This is a genomic window from Ensifer sp. D2-11, assembly GCF_054161295.1.
The window spans coordinates 193141-219719 of sequence record NZ_CP096436.1 but is presented as its reverse complement, the minus strand read 5'-3'; the positions used below and the strand labels follow the sequence as shown (position 1 = coordinate 219719).

General features: G+C 59.9%; 24 protein-coding genes and 4 pseudogenes. 14 read left to right on the top strand and 14 right to left on the bottom strand.

Going from position 1 to position 26579, the window contains the following annotated elements; genetic code table 11:
* Positions 1–105: 105 nt before the first annotated feature.
* Positions 106–240 (top strand): annotated as a pseudogene (locus tag M1D34_RS32275) (transposase); the annotation flags it as partial.
* 648 nt (positions 241–888) lie between these two features.
* Here the strand turns inward: M1D34_RS32275 and M1D34_RS32270 are convergent.
* On the bottom strand, positions 889–1131 hold the full coding sequence (locus M1D34_RS32270) for a hypothetical protein (RefSeq protein ID WP_498786436.1): 243 nt from the start codon (positions 1129–1131) through the stop codon (positions 889–891).
* Positions 1132–1234: 103 nt separating this feature from the next.
* Between M1D34_RS32270 and M1D34_RS32265 the strand changes: the two genes are divergently transcribed.
* Positions 1235–1408 (top strand): DUF3606 domain-containing protein, encoded by a 174-nt coding sequence (locus M1D34_RS32265; RefSeq protein WP_498786435.1) that lies wholly within the window; start codon positions 1235–1237, stop codon positions 1406–1408.
* 258 nt (positions 1409–1666) lie between these two features.
* Here the strand turns inward: M1D34_RS32265 and M1D34_RS32260 are convergent, their stop codons facing one another.
* From M1D34_RS32260 to M1D34_RS32250, 3 genes are read right to left on the bottom strand one after another with little or no spacing between them, the layout of a single operon-like run.
* Positions 1667–1855: a hypothetical protein gene (locus M1D34_RS32260; RefSeq protein WP_498786433.1), complete on the bottom strand. Its 189-nt coding sequence runs from the start codon at positions 1853–1855 to the stop codon at positions 1667–1669.
* Between the two features lie 31 nt (positions 1856–1886).
* On the bottom strand, positions 1887–2069 hold the full coding sequence (locus tag M1D34_RS32255; RefSeq protein ID WP_498786431.1) for a hypothetical protein: 183 nt from the start codon (positions 2067–2069) through the stop codon (positions 1887–1889).
* Positions 2062–2514, bottom strand: coding sequence for a hypothetical protein (locus tag M1D34_RS32250; RefSeq protein WP_498786429.1), 453 nt, complete (start codon positions 2512–2514; stop codon positions 2062–2064). The genes M1D34_RS32255 and M1D34_RS32250 overlap by 8 nt, the downstream gene beginning before the upstream one ends.
* A gap of 297 nt (positions 2515–2811) precedes the next feature.
* On the opposite strand from M1D34_RS32250, the pseudogene M1D34_RS32245 reads away from it, so the two are divergent.
* A pseudogene (locus tag M1D34_RS32245) lies at positions 2812–3226 on the top strand (ATP-dependent DNA ligase); the annotation flags it as partial.
* A gap of 388 nt (positions 3227–3614) precedes the next feature.
* On the opposite strand, the gene M1D34_RS32240 reads toward M1D34_RS32245, so the two are convergent.
* The 4 genes and pseudogenes from M1D34_RS32240 to M1D34_RS32225 all read right to left on the bottom strand — a co-directional run bounded on the left by M1D34_RS32240 (position 3615) and on the right by M1D34_RS32225 (position 5874).
* On the bottom strand, positions 3615–4112 hold the full coding sequence (locus M1D34_RS32240) for a helix-turn-helix transcriptional regulator (protein WP_498786427.1): 498 nt from the start codon (positions 4110–4112) through the stop codon (positions 3615–3617).
* Between the two features lie 224 nt (positions 4113–4336).
* Positions 4337–4727 (bottom strand): annotated as a pseudogene (locus M1D34_RS32235) (hypothetical protein).
* Positions 4728–4730: 3 nt separating this feature from the next.
* Complete coding sequence (locus M1D34_RS32230; RefSeq protein ID WP_498786425.1) at positions 4731–5168, bottom strand: hypothetical protein; 438 nt, start codon at positions 5166–5168, stop codon at positions 4731–4733.
* Positions 5161–5874, bottom strand: coding sequence for a ParA family protein (locus tag M1D34_RS32225; protein WP_498786651.1), 714 nt, complete (start codon positions 5872–5874; stop codon positions 5161–5163). Before M1D34_RS32225 ends, M1D34_RS32230 begins: the two co-directional genes overlap by 8 nt.
* A 666-nt stretch (positions 5875–6540) precedes the next feature.
* On the opposite strand from M1D34_RS32225, the gene M1D34_RS32220 reads away from it, so the two are divergent.
* From M1D34_RS32220 to M1D34_RS32200, 5 genes are all read left to right on the top strand, one after another.
* Positions 6541–6942 carry a plasmid mobilization protein gene (locus tag M1D34_RS32220; protein ID WP_498786423.1) on the top strand — a complete coding sequence of 134 codons (402 nt, stop codon included), beginning with the start codon at positions 6541–6543 and terminating at the stop codon, positions 6940–6942.
* A 3-nt stretch (positions 6943–6945) separates the two neighbouring features.
* On the top strand, positions 6946–9435 hold the full coding sequence (locus M1D34_RS32215; protein ID WP_498786421.1) for a conjugal transfer protein TraA: 2490 nt from the start codon (positions 6946–6948) through the stop codon (positions 9433–9435).
* Between the two features lie 5 nt (positions 9436–9440).
* Positions 9441–9653 carry a hypothetical protein gene (locus M1D34_RS32210; protein ID WP_498786419.1) on the top strand — a complete coding sequence of 71 codons (213 nt, stop codon included), beginning with the start codon at positions 9441–9443 and terminating at the stop codon, positions 9651–9653.
* A gap of 204 nt (positions 9654–9857) precedes the next feature.
* Positions 9858–10745, top strand: a complete 888-nt coding sequence (locus M1D34_RS32205) for a tyrosine-type recombinase/integrase (protein ID WP_498784524.1) — start codon at positions 9858–9860, stop codon at positions 10743–10745.
* A 13-nt stretch (positions 10746–10758) separates the two neighbouring features.
* A complete protein-coding gene (locus M1D34_RS32200; RefSeq protein ID WP_498784522.1) occupies positions 10759–11952 on the top strand; it encodes an IS91 family transposase in 1194 nt (397 codons plus the stop codon).
* 493 nt (positions 11953–12445) lie between these two features.
* On the opposite strand, the gene M1D34_RS32195 is transcribed toward M1D34_RS32200, so the two are convergent.
* Positions 12446–13483, bottom strand: coding sequence for a GlxA family transcriptional regulator (locus tag M1D34_RS32195; protein WP_498786649.1), 1038 nt, complete (start codon positions 13481–13483; stop codon positions 12446–12448).
* A gap of 52 nt (positions 13484–13535) precedes the next feature.
* Between M1D34_RS32195 and M1D34_RS32190 the strand changes: the two genes are divergently transcribed.
* Complete coding sequence (locus tag M1D34_RS32190; RefSeq protein WP_046117505.1) at positions 13536–14081, top strand: cysteine hydrolase family protein; 546 nt, start codon at positions 13536–13538, stop codon at positions 14079–14081.
* Between the two features lie 279 nt (positions 14082–14360).
* Here the strand turns inward: M1D34_RS32190 and M1D34_RS32185 are convergent, their stop codons facing one another.
* The 5 genes from M1D34_RS32185 to M1D34_RS32165 all read right to left on the bottom strand — a co-directional run bounded on the left by M1D34_RS32185 (position 14361) and on the right by M1D34_RS32165 (position 19567).
* Entirely contained in the window at positions 14361–14771 is a 411-nt protein-coding gene (locus M1D34_RS32185; protein ID WP_280731498.1) for a cyclophilin-like fold protein, read from the bottom strand.
* A gap of 237 nt (positions 14772–15008) precedes the next feature.
* A complete protein-coding gene (locus M1D34_RS32180) occupies positions 15009–16196 on the bottom strand; it encodes a (R)-mandelonitrile lyase (RefSeq protein ID WP_498786416.1) in 1188 nt (395 codons plus the stop codon).
* Between the two features lie 145 nt (positions 16197–16341).
* Positions 16342–17088, bottom strand: a complete 747-nt coding sequence (locus M1D34_RS32175; protein WP_498786414.1) for an SDR family oxidoreductase — start codon at positions 17086–17088, stop codon at positions 16342–16344.
* A 90-nt stretch (positions 17089–17178) separates the two neighbouring features.
* A complete protein-coding gene (locus tag M1D34_RS32170) occupies positions 17179–18258 on the bottom strand; it encodes an alpha/beta hydrolase (RefSeq protein ID WP_437409309.1) in 1080 nt (359 codons plus the stop codon).
* Positions 18259–18379: 121 nt separating this feature from the next.
* Positions 18380–19567: an MFS transporter gene (locus M1D34_RS32165; RefSeq protein WP_498786412.1), complete on the bottom strand. Its 1188-nt coding sequence runs from the start codon at positions 19565–19567 to the stop codon at positions 18380–18382.
* 125 nt (positions 19568–19692) lie between these two features.
* Between M1D34_RS32165 and M1D34_RS32160 the strand changes: the two genes are divergently transcribed.
* The 5 genes and pseudogenes from M1D34_RS32160 to M1D34_RS32140 all read left to right on the top strand — a co-directional run bounded on the left by M1D34_RS32160 (position 19693) and on the right by M1D34_RS32140 (position 26528).
* Positions 19693–20586: a LysR family transcriptional regulator gene (locus M1D34_RS32160; protein WP_437409312.1), complete on the top strand. Its 894-nt coding sequence runs from the start codon at positions 19693–19695 to the stop codon at positions 20584–20586.
* Between the two features lie 168 nt (positions 20587–20754).
* Positions 20755–21378: pseudogene (locus M1D34_RS32155) on the top strand (tyrosine-type recombinase/integrase).
* A 343-nt stretch (positions 21379–21721) separates the two neighbouring features.
* Positions 21722–24007, top strand: a complete 2286-nt coding sequence (locus M1D34_RS32150) for an argonaute/piwi family protein (RefSeq protein WP_498786410.1) — start codon at positions 21722–21724, stop codon at positions 24005–24007.
* Positions 23995–25164 (top strand): PD-(D/E)XK nuclease domain-containing protein, encoded by a 1170-nt coding sequence (locus tag M1D34_RS32145; protein WP_498786408.1) that lies wholly within the window; start codon positions 23995–23997, stop codon positions 25162–25164. Before M1D34_RS32150 ends, M1D34_RS32145 begins: the two co-directional genes overlap by 13 nt.
* Complete coding sequence (locus tag M1D34_RS32140; protein ID WP_498786406.1) at positions 25161–26528, top strand: hypothetical protein; 1368 nt, start codon at positions 25161–25163, stop codon at positions 26526–26528. The genes M1D34_RS32145 and M1D34_RS32140 overlap by 4 nt, the downstream gene beginning before the upstream one ends.
* Positions 26529–26579 lie beyond the last annotated feature (51 nt).

Below are 26579 nucleotides of genomic sequence, written 5' to 3'. Positions count from 1 at the left end.
CTTTGTTCGGTAGTGTGCTGAAGGTTCTGCAAATTCACTGAGAGAGGCGGTCATGGCAGGCTGGTGATGTTGAACGTCACCTGATTCCCTGGAAGGAACGCCACCATGGCCAAGACCGAAGGTAAGACAGCCAGCGCCGCCGTCAAAGACATTTTGCTTTCGAACCCCGATGGGCTGCGCGAGGTGATCCGCACGGTGATGCAGGAGGTGCTGGAAGAGGAGATGGACGAGGCGTTGGGGCGAGATCCATTTCCCGATTTTGAAGAATCGTCGATAACCCCGCTGGGCAAATAAAGCCGCTTCCCTTGATTCCGCTTGTGCTGAGAGCAAAATATGCGCATGCGACGTTCGAAGCGGTTCCCTTCAATGGAACAGGGCAATTGCGCCCCATCTATATGATGGCCACGTCGCGATCGGAGCTGCAGCGGTCTCCCACTTCCGCCACTGCAGCTCTGTTTGTCCTTCGCCATCTCGCGTCTTGCCGTTGGCTCCCGCGTTTACGCAGAGAATCGGGAGCCTGTTGGATTCTTGGAAGTGGCAGCGCCCCATGGGGGCGGGAACTGAGAAGGACGCTGCCACTCGGTCGGCTTCTGCGGAAGGAGAAATAAAAGAGCCGACACGAAGTTTCCGCGCGCAGATAGTCGCTCTGCCAGCGACGCGAATCAAACCGGCGGCCGCCCGGTGTGTTCCCGAGATTTTTGGGTTTACCGAACGAAAAGCAGCGCTCCCGCAGATGCGATTAGGAGCGCTGCAGTTGTCCGACCAAGTGCAATTGTTCGCGAGTCGAAATCCAGAGGAGAAACAACCTCTGAAATGGGGAACGCCTCTCAAACGCCGTGTTGGCTCGAATGTTCCGGAACAATCCCATTTTGCAAAGGCTGGCCACTTTCAAGCCGGCTCCGGTAGCGGCTGCAGGGGAGGGGGACTCTCGTCTCCACCGCCATCTTCGTTATCCGGCCACCACCCCTGCCAATCGTCGCCCAGCGCTTCCTTCGCCTGGCTACCATCGAGACGGGCGATGAGCATCTGAAGCAGCTCGTGCTCCGTGATGCCGCTCTCCGGCGGCAGGTATGCGGCGATGTCCTGCTGGCACCGCCAGATCAGCTGCTTCATCTTCTCTTTATCGGCCATGAACGCCACCTCGGCGGGTCAACACGTCGCCCGCGCCTGAGGTTCCGGACCTTGCCGGAATGTGAACGGCTCCTATCCTCCTTGTTCGATCATGGAGGAAAGCATGGCAGACAATCCGAAGAAGAAAGGCCGCGACCGCGAGCTCGTTTCCGAACAGGAGCACGAGGTCGTCTACCTGATGAGGACGGCAAAGGTGACCCGGCAGAAGGCCCTTGAGGCTATTCGTGAAGCCGGCCCGAGCCGGGAGAAGGTGATGGCGTATCTTCAGGGCAAGTAAAGGCATAAAAAGTGAGTGCCCGCGCGAGGGGATCGGGCGGGCACTTTGAACAGGTTGGGGACCTGGTGCCGCAGAGAGCGCGGCGCCATAGTAATGCACCTCATGCAACTTTGTTCCAATGCTTTCTGCACATTTATTTGCCGGGCTTAGCATTCCCTTCTGGCGTTGTTTCCAGCCTTACCGGCCTTCGTGCCACTTCGGCGAGGCTTACCCGAGAAAGGTGATGGAGTATCTCGGCAAAAAGTAGCTTCAACGCCGTCACAGTTTCGCGAGAACGTCGACCTGCGGAACCGGGGTCGGCCCTTCGGTACGATGCATCTGAAGTATCGTCACCTCCACGTGCAGGCCCCGGTAGGCTGCCATCCGTATGGCATTGTTAAAGAGCCGCATTGACTCGCGCAGATTGTCGGCGGCTTCACGTTGTTCTTCTGTAACTGTTACTGTCATAGCTCGGTTATTCCGCGCGTCGCCCGCGCCGTCAATGGCGCCCGGGTGATCGGTCCGTTTTCCACTCGGGCTGATGCTCAAAGCAGTACCAATTCGGCTCCGACCGGCCGACGGCGAAGCCGAAGCTGCCCCATTTCGTGCAGCCCGGGTGCTCGCAGTAGTGGACAAACGGCCCGGCCTGGATGTGGGGCTTGGCTCCCAGTTCGTCACTCATCTCGATCGCCTCCGCGGGCGGCGCCAAACTGCTGCTCGAACGCCTCTTCCCAATTCGGATGGCAGGAGGCGCCGACGTGCTTCAAGGGCTCGAAATGGTATCGCGCCAGCAGTGCGGCCGAGATTATCCGTGCCATCTCCTTTCGCGCCCCTTCTGCTTTCAGCCGGTCGCGATCGCAGGCGGCCCGCCTCAGTTCGAGCGGGATCGCGTAGAGCGTCTGCGTAACGAACGGCGCGATCGCCGGAGACCGCAGCACCGTCTCGACATCGAAGATAGCAAAGGCCCCGAAGGATTCGGCAATTCCCTTGGCGAGTTCCTGGACGCCGCGCACCTCGACGGGACGGCGATACTGATCGAGGCCGGCGTAGGCCCGCCTTTGGTGCGGAGGCATTACCGCAAGATCAACTTCAATCGCGGTTCCTATCTGATCGGCAAGTGTTCGCATGACGCGCGTCTTTCTAGTTTCCGCCCCCGATTGATGGAATGGCGCCGCATCGCCGTTGAATGTTCCTAATATGTTCTCGCTCTTCCCGGAGTCAATGCGGGTCTCTGGCGAGATCACAGCAATAAATCGAAAAGGCCGCACGAAATCGAAAGCGGCTTTCTCAGCGCGCCGATAGGACTAGCGTGCTTCCCCAACTGCGAAGCAAGGAAGCGTAGTGGCCGTCGCCTCTGAATTGGAAATAGGAGGCGGCGGCTCACCGCAATGCGACGGTTGACGCTCCTGTGCGTTAATGGCCTGATGGCCAAAGCATCCTCAAAGAAGCCTCGCGATATCGCCCCGTCCGATCCCATGCCGGCGCGGGTCGATCCCTGCCTTGCGACGCTCGTCGACAGGCCCCCGAAGGGGGCTGACTGGGCCTACGAGGTGAAGTGGGACGGACACCGGCTAGCCGTGCATATCGAGTTCGGACGAGTCCGGATCCTCACGCGCGGCGGCTACGATTGGACCGAGCGCTTTCCGACGATTGCCGACGACGCAAGGCGCCTTGCGGTGAAGACAGCGATCATGGATGGGGAAGCCGTAGGGCTCGACGAAAGTGGCCGGTATGCTGCAGCTGGCGCTGGGGCGCTTGCCGTCGGCGGTGGAGGCTGGAGCCATCGTCTTCTATGCCTTTGACCTAATCTATCTCGACGGCCGCGATCTGCGCCGGTTGCGCTGCGCGCTCAACATACAGGTTGAGCCCAATGCTTCGTCATGCCGATGAACATGGCTAGCCAAGGATTCCCCGTCCAACCGTCCAACGACATTTCTGAATCGATCACCGCACACCGATTCAAGAATTTGATGCTACGTCCGGTAACGCCGATCGGGGGGTGCCATCTGGCAAAGGAGTCACCTGCAAGACCCTCCTGATAGCAGAACATTCCGACCTGATCCCGTTTCCACTCCGCCCGCTGGGCGGAGCGAAGCAGGCGGAGGCCGGAACGCGTCCCAATTTGCGCCGAAGAGAAGGCCGGAGCCTTGTGGTAAACGGGTTTGGGTCGGCTGCCGTATTTCTCATTCTCCACGCCATGCGCCTTGGACGTGAAAATGAAGATTGCTTAGCGGCCTTCCGACACGCTGTTGGTCACAGCGTCAGCCGCTGGTTCGCCTGGCGTCATGCGCCTCAGAAGCCGGATCAGATCGCGCATGGTATCATGCGGCAATTGTTCGACGAGCTTCAACAATGTCGCGCGGTCCTCTGCTTCTTCAGGCGTCTTGCCCCACAAGTGCGGCGCTGTGTCAAAGATCACATCGAGAGGCATAAAGCCCATGATCTCACAGAGATGTATCAGGCGCGGGATCGACAGCCGAGCTTCTGAGCCTCGCTCGTACCTTCCGTAGACGGATACGGAGAGTCCTAGCAAATGCGCTAAATCGGCGCGGGAAATACCCTTGGCTTCGCGCGTTTTCTTGAGCCAGGCCGAAACCTTTTCATCCATCTCCTTCGCGGTAAGGGTGCCGTGGAAACCCGGTTGGCGGAAGACCGGCCTGTCAAATTCCGGATCGGCTACTTCAACCAAACCTCGTGCGCTTATCAAGCTGACTGCATCCGTCACCGACCTGACCCTTTTTGTAAACCGCCCCGCAGCGAGCACTATGCACCATATTGAAGTACTTTGGAGCACGCTTTCCGAAGAATCACAGCGATTTTCCCTAACTTTTTGGGGGAAGGCGCGGTCGCGAGTTCATTGAGGCGATGGATCAAAATGCTTCAACACGCGCCCGAGCATTCGGCCAATAAACTTGGCGCTGAGAATGGCGAAGCAGCCGTGAAAAGCCATTAGCGGTTTTTCGCGGCTATCATCTTCCCGTCGCCGTCTTCGCCCTGAAAAACCGCCTCAATTGCGTTTCGTCCTCGATCCACTTGAGGTGCGCGGCAAGCTCGCAAGCGATCTCGGTACCGGCAATTCGAATGCAACGATTGATGATCACTTTTGATCCGTTGCCATGCTTACTTATATTCCATTTGGATAGTTCGACTAATTGAACCTTGGCCTGTTCGTCTGTCGGCCACGTACCCTTTTCGGGTACAGCGCTCGCAATGTTCGATTGACGCAAATTGCCTCCTGAAAGGAGTCCCATCTCGGCTGTCGGGCGCCCGAGTAGGGAGCAACATACACGCCGAGGACGCAGCCAACGACCACGCTAAGAAGAAAGCCGCGGCCTAACATCGGTCAATAGCCGTTATCTTTGAGGAACTGATCGATCGCCGCCTTCATGATGACCGTCATCTTCACGTCGTTCTCAATGGCGGCCTTTTGCAGCCGCATCTTCGTGTCGAAATCCAGCGGGCAGTTGACGTAGTGCTTGGATTCGCGATCGCGCGCCCTTTTCAGGTCGCGCAAGCGAACTCTGGAATCTTCTCGCTGCAATGCTCTCGTGGTTGCCCGTTCACGCCGAGCTTCTTGTGTCGGGGCGATCAGACGACTAGCGGGCTGATCAGCCTCAGTCCCGAGCGGTGCAGGCTCTGGAGGCTGATCTGCATTCCTGGTTTCTGTCGACAGCTCAGCGGGTTTCGGTACTGAGTCCGCCGGTATCGCAGCTTGCTCCACTGAGCGGCTGCGACGCGGCGCGACTGCAAAGTCAGAGACGGTCGTTTGACCCTTAGCCATTCGCTGCTACCTCATTCTTTCCCGCCAAGATCGCTTCGATGTCCCGAACCAGGCTCATCACTTCCGCCCTCGCTTTCTTCACCGACTCCGTCAGATCCAGCCTTTGCACGGTGCCATAGCCGTTTCGGATTTCGCGATAGCAATTTCGCTCCATTAGCTCCGTTTGGAGGAGATAGGAGTCGTAGCCCCCTTCCTGCAGGTTCTGCACGAACGGCCTGATCAGGCGGTAGGCTTCCAGCAGTTTCGCCGGCATGGTGATCCTCGTAACGAAGTTGGCGTGCGGTATTAGCCGCCCCACTTTGTCGGAAATGTCGGCCGTGTCGGCCGCCGCCTGTCCTGCCGCCTTGATCTCGTCCTGGTTCGGCTGGATCGGCGTCAGCACAATATCGGAGCCGGCGATGATCGTGTCCCTTAGAACCGTGTCCTGGCCGGGAGAGTCGATCAAAACGACATCGAACTTGTTCGCCTCGTTCTCCAGGAGCTGCTGGACGGTGGTCTGGCGGGCTGCGGTTATAAGCTCGATGTTGGCGGGCAGGTTGTCCTTTGCCTCACAGCGCTTCCACCATTCCTGCAGATTTTGGCGTCCGTCTGCATCGATGAGAAGCACACGCTTCCCTTGAAGCGCATACTCCCCGGCGATTAAGATTGCTGCTGTTGTCTTCCCAGCCCCACCTTTGCCGCTCACGGCAGAAATGAATAGTGGCAAGCGTTGCAACTCCCTTTGCTGGTCCAAAGTCTTTCCGGCAGTTCGTCGTGGACGTGGACGGAGTTTCCGCGTCGCACTTGCACACGATGCGAACAATTGCCCGTACGCTGTGGAATCATTGCACTACCGGCCCGTGTAGTCAATCGAAGCAACTAAACCACGGCTATAGGATGTGAACAATTCCCCCCACGATGTGAAACCATCTTCGCAGTCGCCCCAGAAACACATGATGTGGAAAAATCGTGCTCCTAACTCGTGTGAAATATCGACACGACATTGGTATGTGACCGCTGGCTGCTTTTCGCCGGCGTTCGGTGCGGCGTCCACCTAAACGCTCCGCCCGATCAGTGAACCCCGGAGCCGCGTAAGGCCGGCTTTGACGCTCGCACGGAAGCGGCAAGGGCGGAGAGCGGAGCGTCCCTTGCGGCTGAGTACGAGGGGCAGACAAAGGCCTTCAAAAGCGGATTTCGGAGGTGAACCCTGGTGAGCGTTGCCACGTTAAGCGACCGGGCGAAGCTCGGTCCGCAAAGGCAAACGGCCGAGCGCAGCGAGGGCAGCTCGAGGTTGTTTAGTTGAATACGGAAAAATGTGCTACGCCCTTTCCTGCAATCGAGGGACGAGCCCTCGATCATCTGACACAAGCGCCAGTAGGGGGCCAACGGCCAAATGGATGAGGAGAAATTCAACGCTCTTCTCGAGCCGACGAAGAAGGATCGCACTTTGCATGTGCGCGTCACAGGTGACGAACATGCGGCGATCGAGAAGGCCGCTGAGGATGCCGACATGACGGTATCCAGCTTTTTCCGGTCGCTGCTTCTGGAGGGGGCAGGGGTTCGGCCGATGTTGACCGGCGATGACCGCCTGGTCATGGCGGCTCTGCTCGAAGACATGCGGATGATCGGGATCAACCTGAACCAAGTTGCGAGGGCGCTCAACAGCGGCCGTGGTGTCCACCCAAGCGAATTGGACATCAACCTGGAGAACGTGCAGCGGGTTCAAGTGGCCGTGATGAGCGAGCTGCGTGCTCTGACGCGGCGAGCTGGTTATCAGCGTCGAGGGGAGATGTAGCCTTTGGAAGTCTTCTTCGGCGCATTCACCAGCGAATGGGAGCAGCGGCGCGCGGCCCTGCTGCACGAAATGTCGTCTGGCGGGCGAGGCGCTTCGGCAGAAGAAGAGATGCGAAAGCGCCTGAAGCAATTGGCTCAACTCGGCGCTGCAGGCGGCGGCGGAGGCTCGGGCGGCGGTCGTGGATCCGCATCGAAGGGGAGGGGGGCTCCTCGAGCGCAGGCGACGTCGGCGACAACGGTCGCCCGCCCGATGGAGGCGCGGTTGGCGGCCGTCGCAAAGGGAAGCCAGCCGGCAGTCGTCAAAATGGCTTCCTACGGCGGCGGTGCTCGGGTCGGTGCGATGCTGAATTATGTCTCCCGTGGCGGCGAGCTGAAGGTGGAGAACGAAAGCGGCAGGATCCTCGAGGGGCGGGAGGAACTGGCGCGCATCCGTGGCGATTGGGACCACCTTTTTCAGAACCGCGCAGAAAGCCGCGACATTGGGAGTTTTTCCGTCGAAATCGCGGCGCCCGACTTTGCCTCGGAAGAGGCATTGCACGGGCAGGTGAGGAGCACCCTGACCAGCGGCTTTGGCGACCGGCGCTATGCCTATGCCATCGCGAAAAATGACGGCGGCTCTGTGACCGTTCAGGGGCTTGTCGTATTGCGAAGCGGGCAGGGGGAGCGGCTAACGGGCGACGTGAAGGCGGCCGGCATCATCCAAGGCCGATACGACGCCAGCGCGGCCGCGGGCGAGGCTGCGGCGAAGTTCTCCTTTCATGGCTACGGAAATGGTGTCGAGTTCGGCGCCAGCCGCTTGCGCGGGCTGGTCGATCGGCATGACGACGTTCGCGACGATCGCGGTCAGTCGATAGCGAATGAGAAGGTCGCGGGCGACCTGGTGCAGAAGGAATGGCGCGGCGAGCTCCACAGCCGCAAGAGCCGCGACGTGATGCACGTTATCATGTCGGCTCGGGCCGGAACCGACGTTGCCGCGTTCGAAGGGGCGGTTCGCGATTTCCTGGCGCATCAGTTTGCTGGGCACCGGTATGTCTTCGCTATGCACGATCCGGCCAGCGATCCAAAAGAGGCGGGGGAGGGGGGAAAGCGTCCGCATGTGCATGCGCATGCGATCGTGGCGATGAAATCGGATTCCGGTGATCGCATCGAGACGACGCCTGCCGTGTTTCGCGAATGGCGATCCGTCATGGCAGAGAAGGCCCGGGAGCACGGCATTGAGATGGAAATGACAGACCGGCGCGAGTTTGCCACCCCGCCGGCATTCACGCGCACCCAGGTCCGGCCGGTGAGCCGAGAAGGCCGCACAGAGCATGTCGGGACGAGCGAGGCTGCGCAGGCGAGGTATGACGCCAAGCGCGGCGGCCGACGCACGGTCGCGAAGAGCGATCGGAGCCGACAGTACATCATAAAGGTGCAGGAATCATGGCAGAAGGTCGCTCTGGCGGGTGGAGATCATCAGATCGTGGCCTATGCCACGCAGCATCAAAAATATTTAGAATCAAGCGTTTCGACAGCGCAGACCGAAACGGGCGGCAGTGTCATCCGCGCGGATTTTGGATCGAACTTCCGCATCAATTTGGCTACATTGCAGGTAATGGTTTTGGAGGGTCAGGAAGTGCGCGAAATGTCACGGGCAGAGTTTGAGACTTACGAGAAGAAGGTCGAGACGACCTTGTTCAAGTTGGAGCGGTCGATCTCGGCAGACGATCGGGCGGACTTTGACGAGATAGCCGGCCTGGCCCGAGATTTCGTCAATCAGAAGCGTGAGCTGGTGGACCTTTATGAGCAGCGCAAAGAGGCATTGGCGGAGCAAGGTGCCGAAGCGCCTCGCAGCGAGCCGCGTGATCCGGCCAACGATCAGTGGGACGCTGCGGTCGCCAAGCACGGCGAGGCTGTTGTCGAGGCCGGCAACGAGGCCATGATCGAAATCGAGCACTACCGAGAGGGACTTGACCGGATCGAGGCCGGCGAGTTTTCGGCCGACCGCAAAGATGGGATGCAAGCCGGCCTTCAGCAGGCGATGGAAAGGGCCGCACAGTTGGCTGTCGAAGGAAACAGCTACCTGAGAGACGTTGCCGAGCAGGACCAGGATTTGCGACAGGCCATCGATCGCGCGGAAAGACAAGCCGAAGTGCAGAACCTACAAGGTGACGAGCGTGCAGCCGTCAAGAACCGCGACGACGATCGGCCGATCGAAGAAAAGGACAAGGCGGCGGCGAATGTGGATGCTGCTGCCGACCAGCGGCGCGAAGCTCGCGAGGAGCCTGATCGGCAGCCGATCGACAACGACACGCGCGAAGCTCACGAGTTGGCGTCCACGGTCGATGCTACAAATCGCCTACAAGATCGGCTAAACAAGAATAAGGAAGCCGCTCAGCGTAGCGGAGAAACGACACGGACAGACCCCGCCCAACAGCATATTCCTCGTTTAGAGGAGCTGGAGCGGGAACAAATGGAACAGAGGGAACGCGACCGCGACGATCGGGACCGTTAAAGGACATGCTAAACGATGATAGGCAACAATACGTCATCCAGAGCAATGATCCCAAAGGCGACGAATGGTTCGGCAAATTCTTCGGCGCCGTCGTCTTGTTCGTGTTGTTCCTTGCCGTCGTACGATACGTCCATGAATCTGTCATGGCCTGGTACCGCGACACGATGATCTGGCTGAACGACGCCGCGACCTATGTGGCAGGCTTCTGGCCCTTCTAAAGCTCCTGTTCTTTTTCCGAGATCGGTGTCAATCGCGCCGATCTTTTCGCCGGACCTGACTGCTTCGGGTGGAAGGACTAAGCCGCTCGCGCGGCAATCGCGCGTGTGGCTGGCGGTGCGTTTCCCGATCGACGGCGGTTCTTTGTGTCTCGGGTTCCTGGCCTGACGATTGAGGCTTCTCAATCTGATGGACAGGAGGTTCCGATGACAGAGGAGAAGACCACCCCGCTGCGTGAGCGGATGATCGAGGACATGCGGATCCGCGGGATCGGCGACAAGGCGCAGAAAGGCCATATCCGGGCGATCAAGGATTTCGCGGCGTTTCTCGGGCGATCACCCGACACGGCGACGCCGGAGGAGTTGCGGGCCTATCAGCTGCACATGACCAATGCCGGGGTAACGCCCTGCTCATTCAATGCCCGGATCATCGCGCTCAGGTTCTTTTTCGGGATCACCTGCGGGCGCGAGGAGATGAAGCGGTACATGCAGTTCCAGCGCAAGCCGCAGAGGCTGCCGGTCGTCTTGAGCGTCGAGGAGGTCGCCGACCTGCTGGCCGCCGCTCCCGGGCCCGGGCTGAAGTATCGGGCGGCGCTCAGCATCAGCTATGGCGCCGGGCTGCGGGCCTCGGAGGTCTGCCACCTCAAGGTCACTGACATCGATAGCGAGCGCATGTTGATCCACGTCGAAGAAGGCAAGGGCGGCAAGGATCGTAAGGCCATGCTGTCGCCGGGCTTGCTGGATCTGCTGCGCGATTACTGGCGGGAGGCGCGTCCGCGGGGATGGCTGTTTCCCGGCAAGCCGAAGATCAATCCGCTGACGCCGCGCCAGCTCAACCGGGCCTTCACCGCGGCCAAGCACATGGCGGGCATCGCCAAGCCCGCCACGCTGCACACCTTGCGCCACAGCTTCGCCACGCATCTGCTGGAGGCGAACACCGATGTGCGGGTGATCCAGGTTCTGCTCGGCCATGCCAAGCTGAGCACCACCGCCCGCTACACCCATGTCGCCACCAAGCTGATCCGCGACACCATCAGCCCGTTCGAGCGCCTGAAGCAACTGGAGGATCTGACCCTGAGGCGTGGGCTGGAATGAAGCGTGCGCCGGGGTGCCCCGGCAAAAGCTGGAGATTGCTGACATCTTCCGGGCCTATGGTCCTGCGTGGCGGCGAGCCAATGCCGGGCATGTCAGCCTGACCCAGCTCAAGGTCATGGCGGCGATCGAAGCCTGCCGAACCGAGGCGCTCGGCGGGCATGTGGCGGCTTGCACCAAGTGCGGCCATAACCACGTCGCCTATAATTCCTGTAAGAATCGGCACTGTCCGAAGTGCCAGGGACCCGCGGCCCGGGACTGGATGGCCGCCCGCGCCGAAGACCTGCTGCCGGTCGAGTATTTCCACGTGGTCTTCACCCTGCCTGCCGAGATCGCGCAGATCGCTTACTGGAACAAGAAGCCCGTCTATGACCTGCTGTTTCGGGCATCGGCCGAGACGTTGACCACGATCGCCGCCGATCCCAAGCGCCTCGGCGCACGGATCGGCCTGACCAGCGTGCTGCACACCTGGGGATCGGCGCTGACGCATCACCCACATGTGCACATCATCGTGCCCGGCGGTGGGCTGTCGCCGGATGGCAGGCGCTGGATCTCATGTCGCCCCGGGTTCTTCCTGCCCGTAAAGGTTCTGTCGCGTCTGTTCCGGCGATTATTCCTTAAGGGCCTGATGGCACTGCATCAATCCGGCGGTCTCGCCTTCTTCGGGGATCTCGCCGGGCTCGCAGAGGCGGATGCCTTCGCCGCCTGGCTTGCGCCGCTCCGCAAATCCGAATGGGTCGTCTACTCCAAGCCCCCGTTCGGCGGTCCCGAGGCCGTGCTGGCCTATCTCAGCCGCTATACCCACCGCGTGGCGATCTCGAACAGCCGCCTGATCAGCGCGAATGCCGAGACGGTCACTTTCCGCTGGAAGGACTACCGGATCAAGACCGGCGACCGACAAAAGGTCATGCGGTTGGCCACCGACGAGTTCATCCGCCGCTTCCTGCTCCACGCGCTGCCCGACGGTTTCCACCGCATCCGCCATTATGGTCTGCTGGCCAGTGCGGGCCGCAAGACCAATGTCGCAAAGATCCGCGCTCTGCTCGGAGCGGAAACGGCCAAACACGATGATCCGCCAAGCGCTGAGACCATCCCGCTCACTCTGAGAGAGCCATGCCCCGACTGCGGCGGCCCGATGCGCATCATCGAGATCTTCCGACGCGGCCAGAAGCCCAGATCTCGTGCGCCACCGAGAAAGCAGGCCGCATGACAAGGTGCCCGTCACATTGGCCAAAGCCGACCCGGAAACACTCTGCGTTCCGAGTTGGCACCGCTTTGCGCCCAATAACGCTGATCTTCGCAAAATCGTCGAAATCGACAGCAACGAGACCGTCAGATCTGCTTCCGATCATGTCATCCCACGCCCTCAGGTCGGCCCTTTTGCTTCTCCCGCCAGCGCCGAGGTCCACAACAGACGTCCGCGGCCCCGTACTTTCCCCATAGGTCCCACCCAGCCTCCGCGGCTTCCTCCTTCCAAGGTTTGTCAACGCGGGCCGCCAACGCCAGCGGCAATCGTCGCACTGCGGCCCGCATCGAAAAACCTTCAGGATTCCAGTCCTTGAACTCGTGGCCCAACGACGACCGATTTGCGCCCTCATGTCGGTCATAGAGGTCGTCATCGCGCGTGCCTGAAAGCAGACCTCGTCTTGGAGCGGCGTCACGTGTCCCTGTGTGCCTACCATACGGTCATTCACACCGATCCGCTAAGTTTTGGCGGCACTACCAGGCGAACGCATGCGAAAACGCCGACGATACTCCGCAGGGGTGAGACCAATAATGCGGGTGAAGATTTTCCGGAAGGAGCCGGGATCGCTGTAGTGGACCCTCCAAGCAATAGCGTCCACCGGCTCGCGAGAAGACTGGAGGAGGTCACGAGCCTTTTCTATGCGCAGCCGTTGAATATATTCTCCCGCTGTATGGCCAGTTGCCTTCTTGAATCTCCGCATGAAGGTTCGCGGATCGAGCCCGGCACAATCTGCTAAGGCAGCCAGGCTCATGTCCTTCCCGCCGCTGGCCTGAAGCCAGTGTTGAACCTTCAGGACTGCTTCGTCACCATGGTTGAGACGAGGCGCGAAGGCACTGTAGTAGGTTTGTTCCCGGCCCGGCGGATCAACCAGGAAAGCTTTGGCGGTTTCAAGCATGATTGCTGTTCCGAGAAACCGCTCGATCAGTATCAGGCTGAGGTCTATCCAGGCCATTACGCCGCCAGCCGTCAGTATGTCGCCGTCGTCAATGATCAGGCGGTCCGTGTTCACGGTGACGTCGGGAAAACGGGAGACCATTTGCTCCTCGTAGGACCAGTGGGTGGTCACCGTCCGGCCAACAAGGAGTCCTGTTTCCCCTAACAAGAACGCGCCTTTGCAGATCGAGCATAGGCCAGCGCCGTGTGAATGCTCGGAGCGCAGCCAGCTCGAATAGTACCGCGCCTCAGTCTCCGGCAACGGATCGCCAAGGCCCGGGGGAATTACGATTACGGTCGGATGGTCGGCTCGTCTGGCGGGGTCGGAAGAGAAAACTCTCGTGGGCGCATCTTTCCCGTCTGCCCGCGTCCAATGGCTCACCCCAAGAAGAGGTTCGCTGACGCCATGCCCGTGACCGGCGATGGATGCGGCGGCAGTTAGCAGATCAGTCATACCCAGCACAGCCGCAGCTTGAGCGCCCTCGTAAGCGAGAATTCCGATCTCTGCGTAATCTGCCGGTTTGTCCATATCACCCGCTTCTTTGTCACTAATGCCACTCATATGGTGGATATGCGGCTGGTAAAACAAGGCATAGTTTGGAAAGGACATCCCCATGAGTAAGCGAGCAATCATCGTCGTTGACCTACAGAATGACTATCTGACGACCGGAAGGTACCCCCTGGTAGGAATAGATGCGTCACTCGTAAATGCAGCACGCGTCGTCGATGCGGCTCGCCGCTCCGGTGATGTCGTCATCAATGTTCGTCACGAGAGCCCCGCTGATGGACCGTTCTTCGCCATGGGCACGGAGGGAGCGGAAATCATTTCCAAAATGGCTCCGCGGGACGGAGAAGCGATCGTTACCAAGCGATACCCCAACGCATTCCGCGAAACCGAGCTGGCCGACATCCTGTCGTCTGCTGGTGTCGATGAGGTTACGGTCGTTGGCGCGATGAGCCATATGTGCATCGACGCGACCGCCCGAGCTGCCTCCGACCTCGGATTCAAGACAACGGTCGTGGAGGACGCCTGCTCCACGCGCGACCTAGAGTTCAAGGGTAAGATCGTGTCCGCGGACAAGGTTCATGCCGCATATATGTCCGCGCTCGCCTTTGGTTACGGGCAGGTAGTGTCAACAGCAGAATACCTGGCGGAGTGATCGATGCTGAAGTTGACGGCGGTTCAGCCGCCCGTCGTCAATTCTATTCATGTCGGGTCCAAGCCGGTAGCGGAAATGATTTCCGCTATGCCCTCGTGTTGATCACAGAGGCAGTTAAAAGCAGACGTCGCTCGGCGGGCGTGTCACGTCAACTGTGCGCCCCCATGTCGGTCGTACAGGCCAACTCTGCCGCTCCCAAAAAGCAGACATACTCGACCGCTGCCTAAGTCGGCGTCACGGAAAGCAGAAGCGGGGAGCGGCCCCCGCTTGAGGCGCCGCTCAGTCGGCCGCTTCGAGCGTTACGGTGACGGATCCTGGGCGGTCGAATGTCGAAACATCGCCTGTGGCCTGCCCAAGGACAATGATGCCGGGCGAAGGCACGCGACCGCTCCGGTAGTAGATCACGAAGTGGTCGGAACTCCACAGTCCGAGCGTGCCGACGGAAAAGTCTCGCTGCCGTGTCAGCTCCGGCAGTGCCGAGGGCAAGTTTCCCGTCTTTTCCTGGCGGAGATGGTCGGACATGTTGATCGTTACCGGCAGCATCTGAGCTAAAGATCTGGCGGCTTCATTATCGGCGAGGGTGGCGGTAACCTCGCCCCATTCGGAAGAAATCAGGATACGTTCTTGAGCCATTACGGGTCCACTCATTCCTAGAGTGATAGCGGCAGAGCCCAGCATTGTTTTCAGCATTAGCCCGTCTCTCCGTTCCGGTTTGTGGCACGGAATCTCACCCATGCCGGTCGTTAGGTGGTTCGGCTGCCGCCACAAGCGTAGCCGGTGGCGTCGAAACCAGTTTAGCTCCCTTTCTCGGCTGCAAGACTAGCGGGGGGAAAGGGAAAGATTGGTAGCGGTCGCTGCTCGTGTTCTGCTTGTTTGAGACGTCGGTTTGCGCGGGTGAAGTTCGACCCCCCGCCAGTCTCGGTTCTATTATCGAACGCCCTTACGGTAGTCCTCGTCGGACACCTTCTCCATCCAAGTGACCGAGCTTCCATCAAGCGCCTCGGCCACTGCAAAATGCGTCATCGGCTCGCTGCTGGAAGCGCCATGCCAGTGCCGGATCAGCGGTGGGATCCATACGACGTCTCCCCGACCGACTTCCTGAACTGCCTCACCTTCCTTCTGGACCCAACCGCGCCCGCTCACAATGAACAGGGTTTGCCCGAGAGGATGGGTGTGCCATGCCGTGCGAGCACCAGCCGAGAAGGAGACGGTCGCTCCGCCAACGCGCGCAGGAGCGTCGGCTTGATAGCGGCCCGAGATCTGGACGCTACCTGTGAAGTACTCCTCCGGAGCTGACGCAGCACCAGTCCCTGCGGGAGTAATCGTAAGGTCTGCCTGAGGAGCGCTCACCTGAGTTGCTTTCCTGTTTTCGAGAACCTGCTTAAGGACAGGCACCGCGGACATAGCTTTCGGCCAGCCGGCGTAGAAAGCGACATGCGCCAGTACCTCCGAAGCTTCACCCTGCGACAAGCCGTTGTCCAGTGCGCGGTTGGCGTGGAAGGGTAGTTGCTCCGGCTGACCGACTGCGATCAGGGCTGACATCGTCACGAGGCTGCGATCGCGTGCCGACAGATCGGGTCGCTGCCAGAGCTCGCCGAAGAGGACGCGGTTGGTGAGATCGGCAAGTGCCGCTGCCGTCGGTGCGACCGTGGTGTTGACGGCGGCGCTACGGGCTGCCTCGGCTGCGGCTTCCAATTCGATGCGTGCCGCCTCGCTGTTCTTCAGGGGTGCAATCTGGCGCTCATCGAAGACCTTCTTGGTTTCCATCACGGCGGAGATTGCGTTCGGCCAGCCGGAGTAGAACGCGAGGTGTGTGATGAGCTCGCCGATCTCTCCAGCCTTCACGTCATTGTCCAGCGCTAGGCTCACATGAGCGGCGATCTGCGCAGTCTTGCCTGTGGACACGATCGCCGAAAGGGTGACGAGGCTTCGGTCGCGAGCCGGGAGTTCCGTTCGTTCCCAGACCTCACCGAACAGGACGCTATCAGTGAAGTGTCCGAGGCCTGGCGCGACGTCATAGACGGCAGGCGGGGCGATCCGTCTCCGTTCTTCCTGCGCCTCTACACCTGTGGCAGCGAGAGCCGAGATAGCGATTCCTGCGGCGATGTTCTTCATCTTTGTTTTCCTCTACCTGTTTCAGAGTGGCGGGACCTTGTGGGAAAGGTCCTGTCGGACGATCTCGACGTGTTGGTCAGTTAGGCGAAACTTCACATGCGACTGGGCGTCTGACCCTTGGGGGCCGAATAGTCTTCTGCTCGCGTCAAAGTTCCTGAGCCGTTGGCCGGAAGAGGATCTCGTTGATCCCGACATCTTCGGGCTCGCTGATCGCGAAGGCTACCATCCGCGCGAATGTCTCGGCCGGCACACCGACCTGTCCCACATAATCCTGATTGGCTTTCTGCACGTCCCTCTCGCTGATGTGGTCGAGGAGTTCCGTCTTGACCGCTCCAGGAGAGATGATCGTGGTGCGGATGTTGTAGGGCGCCATCTCCTGCCGTAGCCCCTCCGACAGCGCCCTCACGGCGAACTTGGTCGCGGAATAGACGGCCGAGCCGCCAAAAAGCTTGTGTCCGGCCACGGAGGAGAGATTGATGATGTGGCCCGACTTCTGCTCCTTCATGCGCGGTAGTGCTGCGGCAATGCCGTAAAGAACGCCCTTGAGGTTGACGTCGATCATCTGGTCCCACTCGTCGACCCTCAGCCTTTCCAGCGACGAGAGCGGCATGACGCCGGCATTGTTGATGAGCACGTCGATTCGTCCGTAGGTCTCGACGGCGGTGCCGACCAGCTTGCGCAGGTCCTCCTGCTTCGTCACATCGGTCACGACAGCAGTAGCCTTGTAGCCGGCATCGGCGATCTCGGCCGCAAGTGCATCGATGCGGTCGGCGCGACGCGCGCCAAGAACTACGCTTGCGCCCTTAGCGGCAAGGTGACGGGCGGCCGCGGCGCCCATCCCGCTTGAGGCACCGGTGATAACGATGGTCTTGCCAGCAATATTGTCGGTCATTTCAGGTCTCCCAATGAGAGTGTTTCAGTCGCATGGCGGCGACAGCGGCGACCTGCGCCACCGATAGCCGCTTAGGTGGAATGGCTTCGCCTATGCCAGATGCTGGCCGAAGAAGTCGGCGATCCGGTCGAACGGGATCTTGTCCATGCGATCGTAAAGATCGGTGTGGCTGGCGTTTGGGATGATCATCAGCTCTTTTGGTTCTGCTGCTGCAGCAAAGGCTGTTTCGCTGAAGTAGCGCGAGTGAGCCTTCTCGCCGTGGATGAGCAGGAGCGGGCGCGGCGAGATTTCCGCGATGTAGGTCAGGATCGGCATGTTCATAAACGACAGGGGCGTGGTCTGCGTCCAGGCATTGCCGGAGTTGACGGCGCGCGGATGGTAGCCGCGAGGCGTCATGTAGTAGTCGTGGTAGTCGACCAAGAACTGAGGCTCGCCACCCTTGAGTTCATTGTAGGGCGACTGGTAGGCTGGCATGTTCTTTTCCGCGTCCGCCCAGCGCTGATGGCTCAACTGCTCCAGGGCCTCTCCGCGTTGCTCCGGCGTGACACTGTCGTTGTAGCCCTTGGACATGACTCTGGTCATGTCGTACATGGTGGTGGCCACCACGGCCTTGACACGCTTGTCGACGGCAACGGCATTGAGAGCCATTCCACCCCAGCCGCAAATGCCGATCACCCCGATCCGCTGACGGTCGATGTAGGGCTGCAGTCCGAGGTAATCCACCGCGGCACTGAAGTCTTCCGTGTTGATGTCCGGCGACGCGACATTGCGTGGCTTGCCACCGCTTTCGCCGGTAAAGGAAGGGTCGAACGCCAGCGCTGCAAAGCCCCGCTCGGCCATGGTCTGAGCGTACAATCCAGAAGATTGCTCCTTCACGGCACCGAAGGGGCCGCCAACGGCAAGAGCTGCCAATGGCTGGCCGCTGCGGTTCTTCGGCAGGTAGAGGTCGGCAATGAGCGTTATGCCGTAGCGGTTGTTAAACGACACCTTCTGGTGATCAACCTTGTCGCTCTTCGGAAACACCTTGTCCCATTCAGAGGTCTGCGCGAAGGCTTGTGTCGCCGTCGCCGCTGGGATCATGCTCATCGCCGCGACGGCAAGGCCTGTTCCCTTCATGAGGTTGCGCCTGCTGGTGTTGCAGGTGTTGTCGGTCTCGATTTTCTTGCTCATGATAGGATCTCCGTTGCATTGAGGTCGTGGTTCATTGATGCACGGCTGAAGCCGGCTACGCGGACGACGGGGCAGCCACGGGGTGGCCCCGTAAAATCCGATCTGAAGAGAATTGTCTTGTTCAAGATGATCTCCTGGACAGACGCCATGCGGCGAAGGATGCAAGGGAAGAACCGCACAGAAGTGCAGCGCTGAGCGCGAAGGTCGACTGCCAACCCGCGGCGTCGAAGAGAAGCCCACCAAGAGACGCCCCGGCCGTGATGGCGAGCTGGATCACAGCGACCTGAAGTCCACCGCCTGCCTCAGCATCATCGGCAAGAACACGGCTCAGCCAGGTGCCCCAACTCACGGGCGCAGCGGTTCCCAGAAAGCCCCAGCCGACAAGCAACACGGCGACGGGGGCCTGCGCGTCGCCGAGGGCGATCATCGTCAGAGCGATGCAGGCCATGAGGAATGGGATCGCTATCAGAATGCTGAACAGGCGATCGTTAAGCAGTCGGCTCACAACCCAAGTTCCCACGGCTCCTGCCAATCCCATTAAGAGAAGGACGAGCGAGAGGGTTTGGATGCGGAGGTAGGTTACTTGCTCCAGAAAAGGCCGCAGATAGGTGAAGAGCGCGAACTGCCCCATGAACAGCATCAGGATCGCCACCATGCCGATCGCGACGGGCAGACGCCACAGCAGCCGGAAGACGTTCGAGGATGCATGATCGCGCCGCGGCGGAAGCGATGGAAGGCTGGCCCACTGCCAGACAAGCGCGAGCAGCCCGACCGGCACGACGAGGAAGAACGCTCCGCGCCACCCGATATAGGATCCAAGCAGGCTTCCCAGAGGTGCGGAGACTGTGGCCGCGATGGCATTGCCAGCGTTGAGCAGGGCAAGTGCCTTCGGCACCTGGTCGTGAGAAACAAGACGCATCACGATCGACGTGGACATAGACCAGAAGCCGCCGATAGAAATGCCAAGCAGCGCTCTACCCAGCATCAGCAGAGAATAGGAGGGCGCAAAGGTGACTGCTATCCCAGACAGCATCAGGAGTGTCGTCAAGCCGAGCACCACCACCCGCCGATCCAGCCGCCGCGTCAGTCCAGCTATGAAGAGGCTGGTGACAACCGCGAAAATGCCCGAGATGGAGATTGCCTGACCCGTGTTTCCTTCCGAAACGCCCAGGTCAGCGGCAATCGGCGTCAGCAGGCTCACGGGCATGAATTCCGATGCGATCAGCACGAAAACGCACAAAGTCATGGAAAACACGGCGCCCCACGCCGAGCGTCTGTCGTGAATGTTTTCGTTGTAGGTCAGGGTCATGTGCCTCAATCCCGGTGGCCATTCGGTTCTGCTGATGAGGACAAGATAATGCTGACGGACTTTGCGGACTATCCGTGCTAATCCGCATGTACTTATCGAAATCCAATATCAATCGGGAGCCGGTGATGCAGCGCGAAGATTTAAGAGACCTGCTTTGGTTTCTGGAGGTGGCGAAGGAGCAGAGCTTCACTAAGGCTGCGGCGGCGCTTGGGACGTCGCAGTCAACGCTGAGCTACACTATCAAGCAATTGGAGGCGCGTCTGGGCGTCCGGCTCCTCACGAGGACCACGCGTAGCGTGGCGACGACGGAAGCGGGCGAGCGACTGTTGCAGTCCCTCGCTCCGCGATTTCAGGAGATCGAGGCGGATTTGGCAGCCCTGGTCGCATTCCGGGAAAAGCCGTCCGGCACCGTCCGTCTTACGTTGTCCGACCACGCCCTGCAGACGACGGTATGGCCGAAGCTGAGCCGCGTCCTCGTGGACTACCCCGACATCCGGGTGGAACTTTACAGCGATAATGGCATGCGCAACATCGTGGAGGAGCGCTTCGACGCAGGCGTGCGGCTTGGCGAAAGCGTCGACAAGGACATGATTGCGGTGCGGATCAGCCCGGACTGGCGTCTGCGCGCAGTGGCCTCGCCGGAATACTTGATCAAGTATGGCATCCCGACTGCGCCGCAAGATCTTGTTGGCCATGTCTGCATCAACATGCGCCAGGCGACGTGGGGCGGGTTCTATGCGTGGGAATTCGAAAAAGACGGCCGGGAGCTACGGGTAAGAGTCGACGGACAGCTCAGTTTTAACTCGTCGATCTCGCAGGTCGAGGCGGCCTTGGGGGGTTACGGGATCGCCTACGTCCCGGAGGATCTTGTTGAAGAACACGTCGCTGCGAGGAGACTGGAGGCTGTATTGGACGAATGGAGCCAGCCTTTCACCGGCTACCACCTGTACTATCCAAGCAGGCGCCAAATGTCTCCGGCCATGACCGTGATCGTCGACGCACTCCGGCATCGGAGCTAGTTAGGCGATCGGCCCTTGAATTGACCGGAACCCCTTCCACAGGAAACTCACCCTGCGGCTCCACCTTCCAGGTGGCAGTAGGCGCATGGACCGTCGTTAGCGGGCCTTCTGACTTCTTGAACTCACTCGTTTTCCTGAGGACCAATTGTGGCCCCAAGGAGAACTCAAATGGGTATCGCACAATATGATCCTGCTGCACTGGGCCGCCCGGCATGGAACGCCGGCCGAAAGGTCGGCGTAAAAAAGCCTCTGAAGCAGCGGCAGATTTGGGCAATTCGTTTCTTCCTAGATAGAGAGGAGCGAATGCGAGACCGGGCGTTGTTCGATCTCGCGATCGACAGCAAACTCCGCGGCTGCGATCTCGTTAAGATCAAAATCGGGACCCTCGTCGCGGGCCAGGAAATTCGAACTCGTGCCACGGTCGTCCAGCTGGACGTCCCGTACAGTTCGAGATTACGACTGAGGTCAGGGCAAGCCTGCTTGCCTGGCTTGAGCGGAGGGGAGGAACAGTCGATGACTATGCCTTTCCCAGTCGGATCGATCACGCCGATCATCTCAGCACTCGCCAGTATGCCCGGCTGGTCGACGAGTGGGTGACCGCAATCGGTCTAAGACGCGAGGACTATGGAACGCACTCGCTTCGACGCACGAAGGCCGCCATGATCTACAAGGCGACGGGCAATCTTCGTGCAATCCAGATCCTGCTCGGACACACCAAGATCGAGAACACCGTCAAGTACCTGGGTCGACATAGAGGATGCGCTGGAATTGGCGGAGCATACAGAGATCTGAAAATGTGCGGCCTCGCGCCGAGCGGGGCTGTGCCTCTCGACAGAAGCAGCTTTGCGCCCCCTTTTCGGTCATAGAGGCAATTGTCGCCTCTGCCCGAAAGCGGCCATCGCCTGGTTTGACGGGACGCCATCTGTGCCAGTAGTCATGGTGTCATATCAAGGGCGGCTACTCCAGTGACACGCTGTACTTCATCCCCAGGGTCGCAATGTCCACTGAGGTCTGCTGAGCAAAAAAAGCTGGGCATCGCCCTGATAGCCTTTGGTTGCATCCTCGGCAGAACTAACGACTTGCGGTAAGCTGACACGATTCTTTCGATATCGAACATCGGGGTTGTCCTGGGCCCATGAGCCAGTTCTCGCTCAATTTCGCGCCACTCTCCATATCCGGAAACACATCGATCCTCGTCGGTCGCCAACGCTACGATGCGGAACGCCTTGCCGACCTGAGGGCGGAGTTTGTAGGCACCCACGTTTTCCATCGCAGCGGTCTCGACGACACGATCATTGACATCCCCGTAGGCGAAGACGTCCTTCCTTTAGGCAACGTTCATGAGAGAATCGACCTGCTTCGCGAGCGCAGGCTTTGGCCAACGCTTTTTTCGGCCGCTCTCCTGCGTGTGTTCGGCGGCGTTCGCGATATCCTCTCTGACCGAGCGGTCAGCGTGGTCGGACCTGTCGCCCGCGGCTACTTGATACATCCGGAACTGCCCGACTGGATTCAGCGTCGCACCCTTCTTCGCTTCGACACCAGGACTATCCACTCTGATGGAAAAAGCACGCTCGGGATCGTTTGCGAGACCAGGCTCAAAAGCTTCATCGCCGCTCCCTGTTCGGTGCTCGCAGAACACGGCATCCCGCTACTGGGGCGTTACGTCACCGTCCGTGAACCCTCGGCGGACGATCGCGTCATGCAGCGCGCTCGCCTCGTCGGCAAAGTGATCGCAGTGGAGGGCGACAGGCTGGCGCTGTCCGATCACGCCGAAGGCTATGAAACGGTCAATTCGGCGGAAGCTTTTCTGGAACCTCGTCGCGAAATCATCGAGGACGCCGTTATCCGCCTGCTCGGAAGACACGCCTCGTCCGTTTTGGCAGAGGCCGAACGCCAGGCTGCTGCCTTTCACTCGGGTCCGGGACGACGCGACCAGATCGCGGAGGCGTTACGGTATCTCCGCGAGAAGGCGAAGCTTGAGGCAGTAGCTGGAGCCGAGTTCGTGGTCGGAGAAATGCTCTCCAGCCGCAGCAAGTCGTTTCCGTCGACTGAAAGCATTTCCGATCCACCCTTGCTTTTCGACCCGAGCGGCACGCGCAAATACACCTGGAAGGAACGGGGCCTCAAGGAGAACGGCCCTTACGACCAGAGGACGTTTACACCCAAGAAGCTGCGGATAGCGGTGGTGTGTCAGGCCCGCCACGAAGGTAGGGTGGACGCCTTCATGGCGAAATTCCTCGAGGGAATGCCGAACGTGCTCTCGAAGCCAAAGAACGAACCGCGGTACGGAGACGGCTTTCTGCGCCGCTTCCAACTCGAGAAGCCATCTGTTTCATACTTCACCGCCGCAGGTTCCACCGCGGCGGATTACGTCGAGGCAAGTCGAGCTGCGCTCGAGAAGGCCGCCGACGAAGGTTTCACATGGCATTTGGCCATCGTGCAGGTGGAGGAAGAGTTCAAAGCTTCCGATGGCGGCGACAATCCCTACTACGCGACTAAGTCCATCTTCTTGCGACGGGATGTGCCTGTTCAAAGCGTCCGTTTGGAAACAATGATTCAGGCCGACGGCGAACTCGTATTCTCACTCAACCACCTGAGCCTCGCGACCTATGCGAAGCTGGGTGGGACCCCGTGGCTCCTCGCGGCCCAACAGACCGTGGCCCACGAGCTAGTCATCGGCCTCGGCTCTCACACGGAGACGACAAGCCGGATCGGCACCGGAAAGCGCTATGTCGGGATCACGACCGTCTTTTCCAGCGACGGAAGCTACCTCCTGAGCGACCGGACGGCCGTCGTTCCTTACGAGGACTATGCTTCCGCACTCTACCAGACGCTCAAGCGCGCGATCACAACGGTGCGAACCCAAGACAACTGGCGCAGTTCAGACAAGGTCCGCCTCGTCTTTCACATGTTCAAGCCCTTGAAGGATGTCGAAGCCGAAGCGGTGGAGCGGGTCGTAAGCGATCTGGAGCTTCACGACGTGACGTTCGCCTTCGTCCATGTCGCGCAGGACCACCCATTTATCGTTTTCGACCAATTTCAGAAGGGCTACGGATACCGCGACCCCAAGAAGGGAGTTCTCGGACCCACACGCGGTCTGCACGTGAAGCTCGGTGACCGGGAGTCCCTCGTAGTTTTCTCGGGTGCGTCGGAGCTCAAGAGGTCCGAGGACGGCATGCCGCGTCCATGTCTCCTCAGGCTTCACCGTTTGTCGACTTTCACGGATATGACTTACCTCGCCCGTCAAGCCTTCGCGTTCGCAGGCCATTCGTGGCGGATGTTGTCGCCGGAGCCGTTGCCGATCACGATCCGCTATTCCGATCTGATTTCGGAACGGCTGACGGGGCTTGCGGCGGTTCCCGAATGGGATGCCGAGGCTGTGAAATTCGGCCAGATCGGAAGGACGTTGTGGTTTCTTTGACACCGATAGGCCTGGGTGACCTCCACGAAGCGCTGCGCATTGCCACCCGAGCACCGGACGACCTTCCATGTCATGTCGCCGCGTTCTGCGCGTGGATCGCCGGGAACGGACCTGAGCTCCGGGAGCAGGTGCGCCGCGCCGTCGACTTCGATGGTCAGGCGCGGCATCCAGAGCATATCGCCGCCTTGGGCTTCGGCGCGGCAGGCTCCATCCTCGACCCCGAGCAGTTAGCGCTCATGAGTAAGGAAATCACACACCTTTCCGGTCGCAACTTCTTCTCGCGGGGTCGTCCGTTGCGCATAGAGGCGGACGGCGTCGGGCTTCTGGGAATCGCTCTCGGTGCAATGGCAGGGCAAACCGGGGGAACCTGGCTGTCCGACCTCCTCCATCAAGCGTGGTCAACGACCGATCCTTGGCAGCGGGGCCTGATTAGTGCTGCGCAAATTGTCTGCGGCGAGCAGGACATCACCGTTTCTCCGGCGGAACTCTCGGTCGCATTGGCCGAAAGACTTGGCTGGCAGACCAAGAGCGGCGATATAGAAACGGCTTGGCAGGCAGTGGCTCGTATGCAGCCACATGTAGACGGCATCGCCCGTGATGCAGTCCGCCTCTCCGTGTTTGAGTTCGCGCTCGCGAGGCTGGCCCACGTATCAGTGGGCGTCGCGGGCGTTGAAGACCTCAAGGCGCTTCTGACCAATGCTGGCCGAGCGCTGAGGCTTTGGCGTTACGAGGATAAGCCGCGGACGACCAACTCCGCCCCGACGCGCTGGGAGATCGAAAACGAGTACCACGTCCAGGCGCTTCTCTGGACCATCCTTGCCCCTGTGTTCGCCGATCTGGAGGAAGAAGAAAACTTACCTTCAATCGGACACAAGCATCCACGAGCGGATCTCGGCATCCCTTCCCTGCGGACGATCGTAGAAGTGAAGTTCCTGCGCTCCGCAGGGCAAGCCGCACTCGCCAAAGTCACAGAGGAAGTCGCGGCGGACGCAAGCCTCTATCTCAGCGCGAAAAGCGGCTACGACAGCATCATCGCGGTCGTCTGGGACGACATCGCGCAGACCGAACAGCATCACGAACTCAAGGCGGGACTGGAATCGATCAAAGGTGTCGCCAATGCCGTCATCATACCGCGACCAATGAAAATGAAGCGATGAACATGGAAACACGTAACCCGAACTGGAGGGCGCCGCGAAGCGGTCAAGACTGGCGCGATGACGAGCTCATGCTGGCGGTGGCATGGCTAAAGAGTCTCGTTCCACGACGTGACATCGAGCGCCGTCTCGATGCCGCGAAGGAGCATCTCGCGAAAGCGAGGGAACGCCAACGAAACGGTGAGCGGGCATCGCTGTTCGATGAGAACGATACGATTGCCTGGTACATCCTCCAAGCGGAAACGTTCGCGACGAACAGGATGTTCATCGCTCCAGAGGGGGTGATGCGATCAGTTCCCTACCTTAGTCGCATCGGCAAAGAGCTTCCCCGCATGCTGTCGGTCAAACGTGCGGAGGAGCGTGCGGCACGAATGATGTCGTCTGACAAAAAGCAGCCCGACGGCCCCCTTTTCGAACTACTCGTTGGATTGGCGTGGAAACGCAACGGCTGGGACAATGTAGAATTCCTGCCGGAGAAGCGGGGCGGTCCGCGAACGCCCGACATTTTGGCTTCCAAAGCCCGGCGTGCCTGGGCGGTGGAGTGCAAGCGAATGGTGCCATCGACCTACGCAAAAGAAGAACGTTCGCGGGGAATGAAGCTCGCGGACCCTGTCCACGCGCTCTGTCTTGATCGATATGTGTCCTACGTCATCGAAGTGCTTTACAAAGTCGAGCTCTCGACCATTCCGGACGACTATCTGGTCCAAACCGTCGACAGGGTCCTAAAGCGCAGACTTTCCTTCGCGTGGAATGACGAGCGATCACAAGGTATCGTTCGCCCGGTGGAATGGGACCTCACGCGAGGGGTGATGTCTGATGACTTCGTGTATTACGGCGGAAGCCGAATGCTCGAGCTTCTCACCGGACGGTTCCAACACGAAGCCGACTACAGCATGGCCGCCAAATGGCGACCGAGACCCGACAGACCCGAATACGCCGACGCCGTTTATCAAGCCAGCGTTGTCGTTTGGGGCTGCTCGGCAGCCGAATCCACCAGGAAGACGGCCGGGCATTTTAGGCGAGTGCTGGCAAATGCGGAAGGTCAATTGCCGTCGGACATGCCAGGCGCTGTCCACGTTGGCATTGAAAGCTATTCTGGAAACTTCGTCGATTTCTTCAGGCATATGCAAAACCGCTCCGAGGCACGTTCCTTCAAGCCAGTCAGTTCGCGGCTACGATGGGTCTACGCCAATCACTTCGTTCCTGAGGATACGACGCGTCAGGACGAAACTTGGGCGATCATCGAGACGATGGTTCCCTACCGGGTTGGTAGGCATGGGACCAAATCCCCGCTCCCGGGCCATATGCTGGTTTCACCTGAGGCCGACACGAAGCCATGGTCTCATTGGTCACGACCGCGCGAATGAGAATTCTTACGATCAGTCTCGTGGTCGGTTTGCTCTTCCGCCATTCAAGGC

Excerpts from the sequence above, each read along its gene's own strand:
- M1D34_RS32190 (WP_046117505.1), top strand. The coding sequence starts at position 13,536 with ATGAGTAAGCGAGCAATCATCGTCGTTGACCTACAGAATGACTATCTG.
- M1D34_RS32140 (WP_498786406.1), top strand. The coding sequence starts at position 25,161 with ATGAACATGGAAACACGTAACCCGAACTGGAGGGCGCCGCGAAGCGGT.
- M1D34_RS32165 (WP_498786412.1), bottom strand. The coding sequence starts at position 19,567 with ATGACCCTGACCTACAACGAAAACATTCACGACAGACGCTCGGCGTGG.
- M1D34_RS32270 (WP_498786436.1), bottom strand. The coding sequence starts at position 1,131 with ATGGCCGATAAAGAGAAGATGAAGCAGCTGATCTGGCGGTGCCAGCAG.
- M1D34_RS32260 (WP_498786433.1), bottom strand. The coding sequence starts at position 1,855 with ATGACAGTAACAGTTACAGAAGAACAACGTGAAGCCGCCGACAATCTG.
- M1D34_RS32160 (WP_437409312.1), top strand. The coding sequence starts at position 19,693 with ATGCAGCGCGAAGATTTAAGAGACCTGCTTTGGTTTCTGGAGGTGGCG.
- M1D34_RS32170 (WP_437409309.1), bottom strand. The coding sequence starts at position 18,258 with ATGAGCAAGAAAATCGAGACCGACAACACCTGCAACACCAGCAGGCGC.
- M1D34_RS32250 (WP_498786429.1), bottom strand. The coding sequence starts at position 2,514 with ATGCGAACACTTGCCGATCAGATAGGAACCGCGATTGAAGTTGATCTT.
- M1D34_RS32220 (WP_498786423.1), top strand. The coding sequence starts at position 6,541 with ATGGATGAGGAGAAATTCAACGCTCTTCTCGAGCCGACGAAGAAGGAT.
- M1D34_RS32205 (WP_498784524.1), top strand. The coding sequence starts at position 9,858 with ATGACAGAGGAGAAGACCACCCCGCTGCGTGAGCGGATGATCGAGGAC.
- M1D34_RS32175 (WP_498786414.1), bottom strand. The coding sequence starts at position 17,088 with ATGACCGACAATATTGCTGGCAAGACCATCGTTATCACCGGTGCCTCA.
- M1D34_RS32255 (WP_498786431.1), bottom strand. The coding sequence starts at position 2,069 with ATGAGTGACGAACTGGGAGCCAAGCCCCACATCCAGGCCGGGCCGTTT.
- M1D34_RS32265 (WP_498786435.1), top strand. The coding sequence starts at position 1,235 with ATGGCAGACAATCCGAAGAAGAAAGGCCGCGACCGCGAGCTCGTTTCC.
- M1D34_RS32195 (WP_498786649.1), bottom strand. The coding sequence starts at position 13,483 with ATGAGTGGCATTAGTGACAAAGAAGCGGGTGATATGGACAAACCGGCA.
- M1D34_RS32230 (WP_498786425.1), bottom strand. The coding sequence starts at position 5,168 with ATGGCTAAGGGTCAAACGACCGTCTCTGACTTTGCAGTCGCGCCGCGT.
- M1D34_RS32180 (WP_498786416.1), bottom strand. The coding sequence starts at position 16,196 with ATGAAGAACATCGCCGCAGGAATCGCTATCTCGGCTCTCGCTGCCACA.
- M1D34_RS32185 (WP_280731498.1), bottom strand. The coding sequence starts at position 14,771 with ATGCTGAAAACAATGCTGGGCTCTGCCGCTATCACTCTAGGAATGAGT.
- M1D34_RS32210 (WP_498786419.1), top strand. The coding sequence starts at position 9,441 with ATGCTAAACGATGATAGGCAACAATACGTCATCCAGAGCAATGATCCC.
- M1D34_RS32150 (WP_498786410.1), top strand. The coding sequence starts at position 21,722 with ATGAGCCAGTTCTCGCTCAATTTCGCGCCACTCTCCATATCCGGAAAC.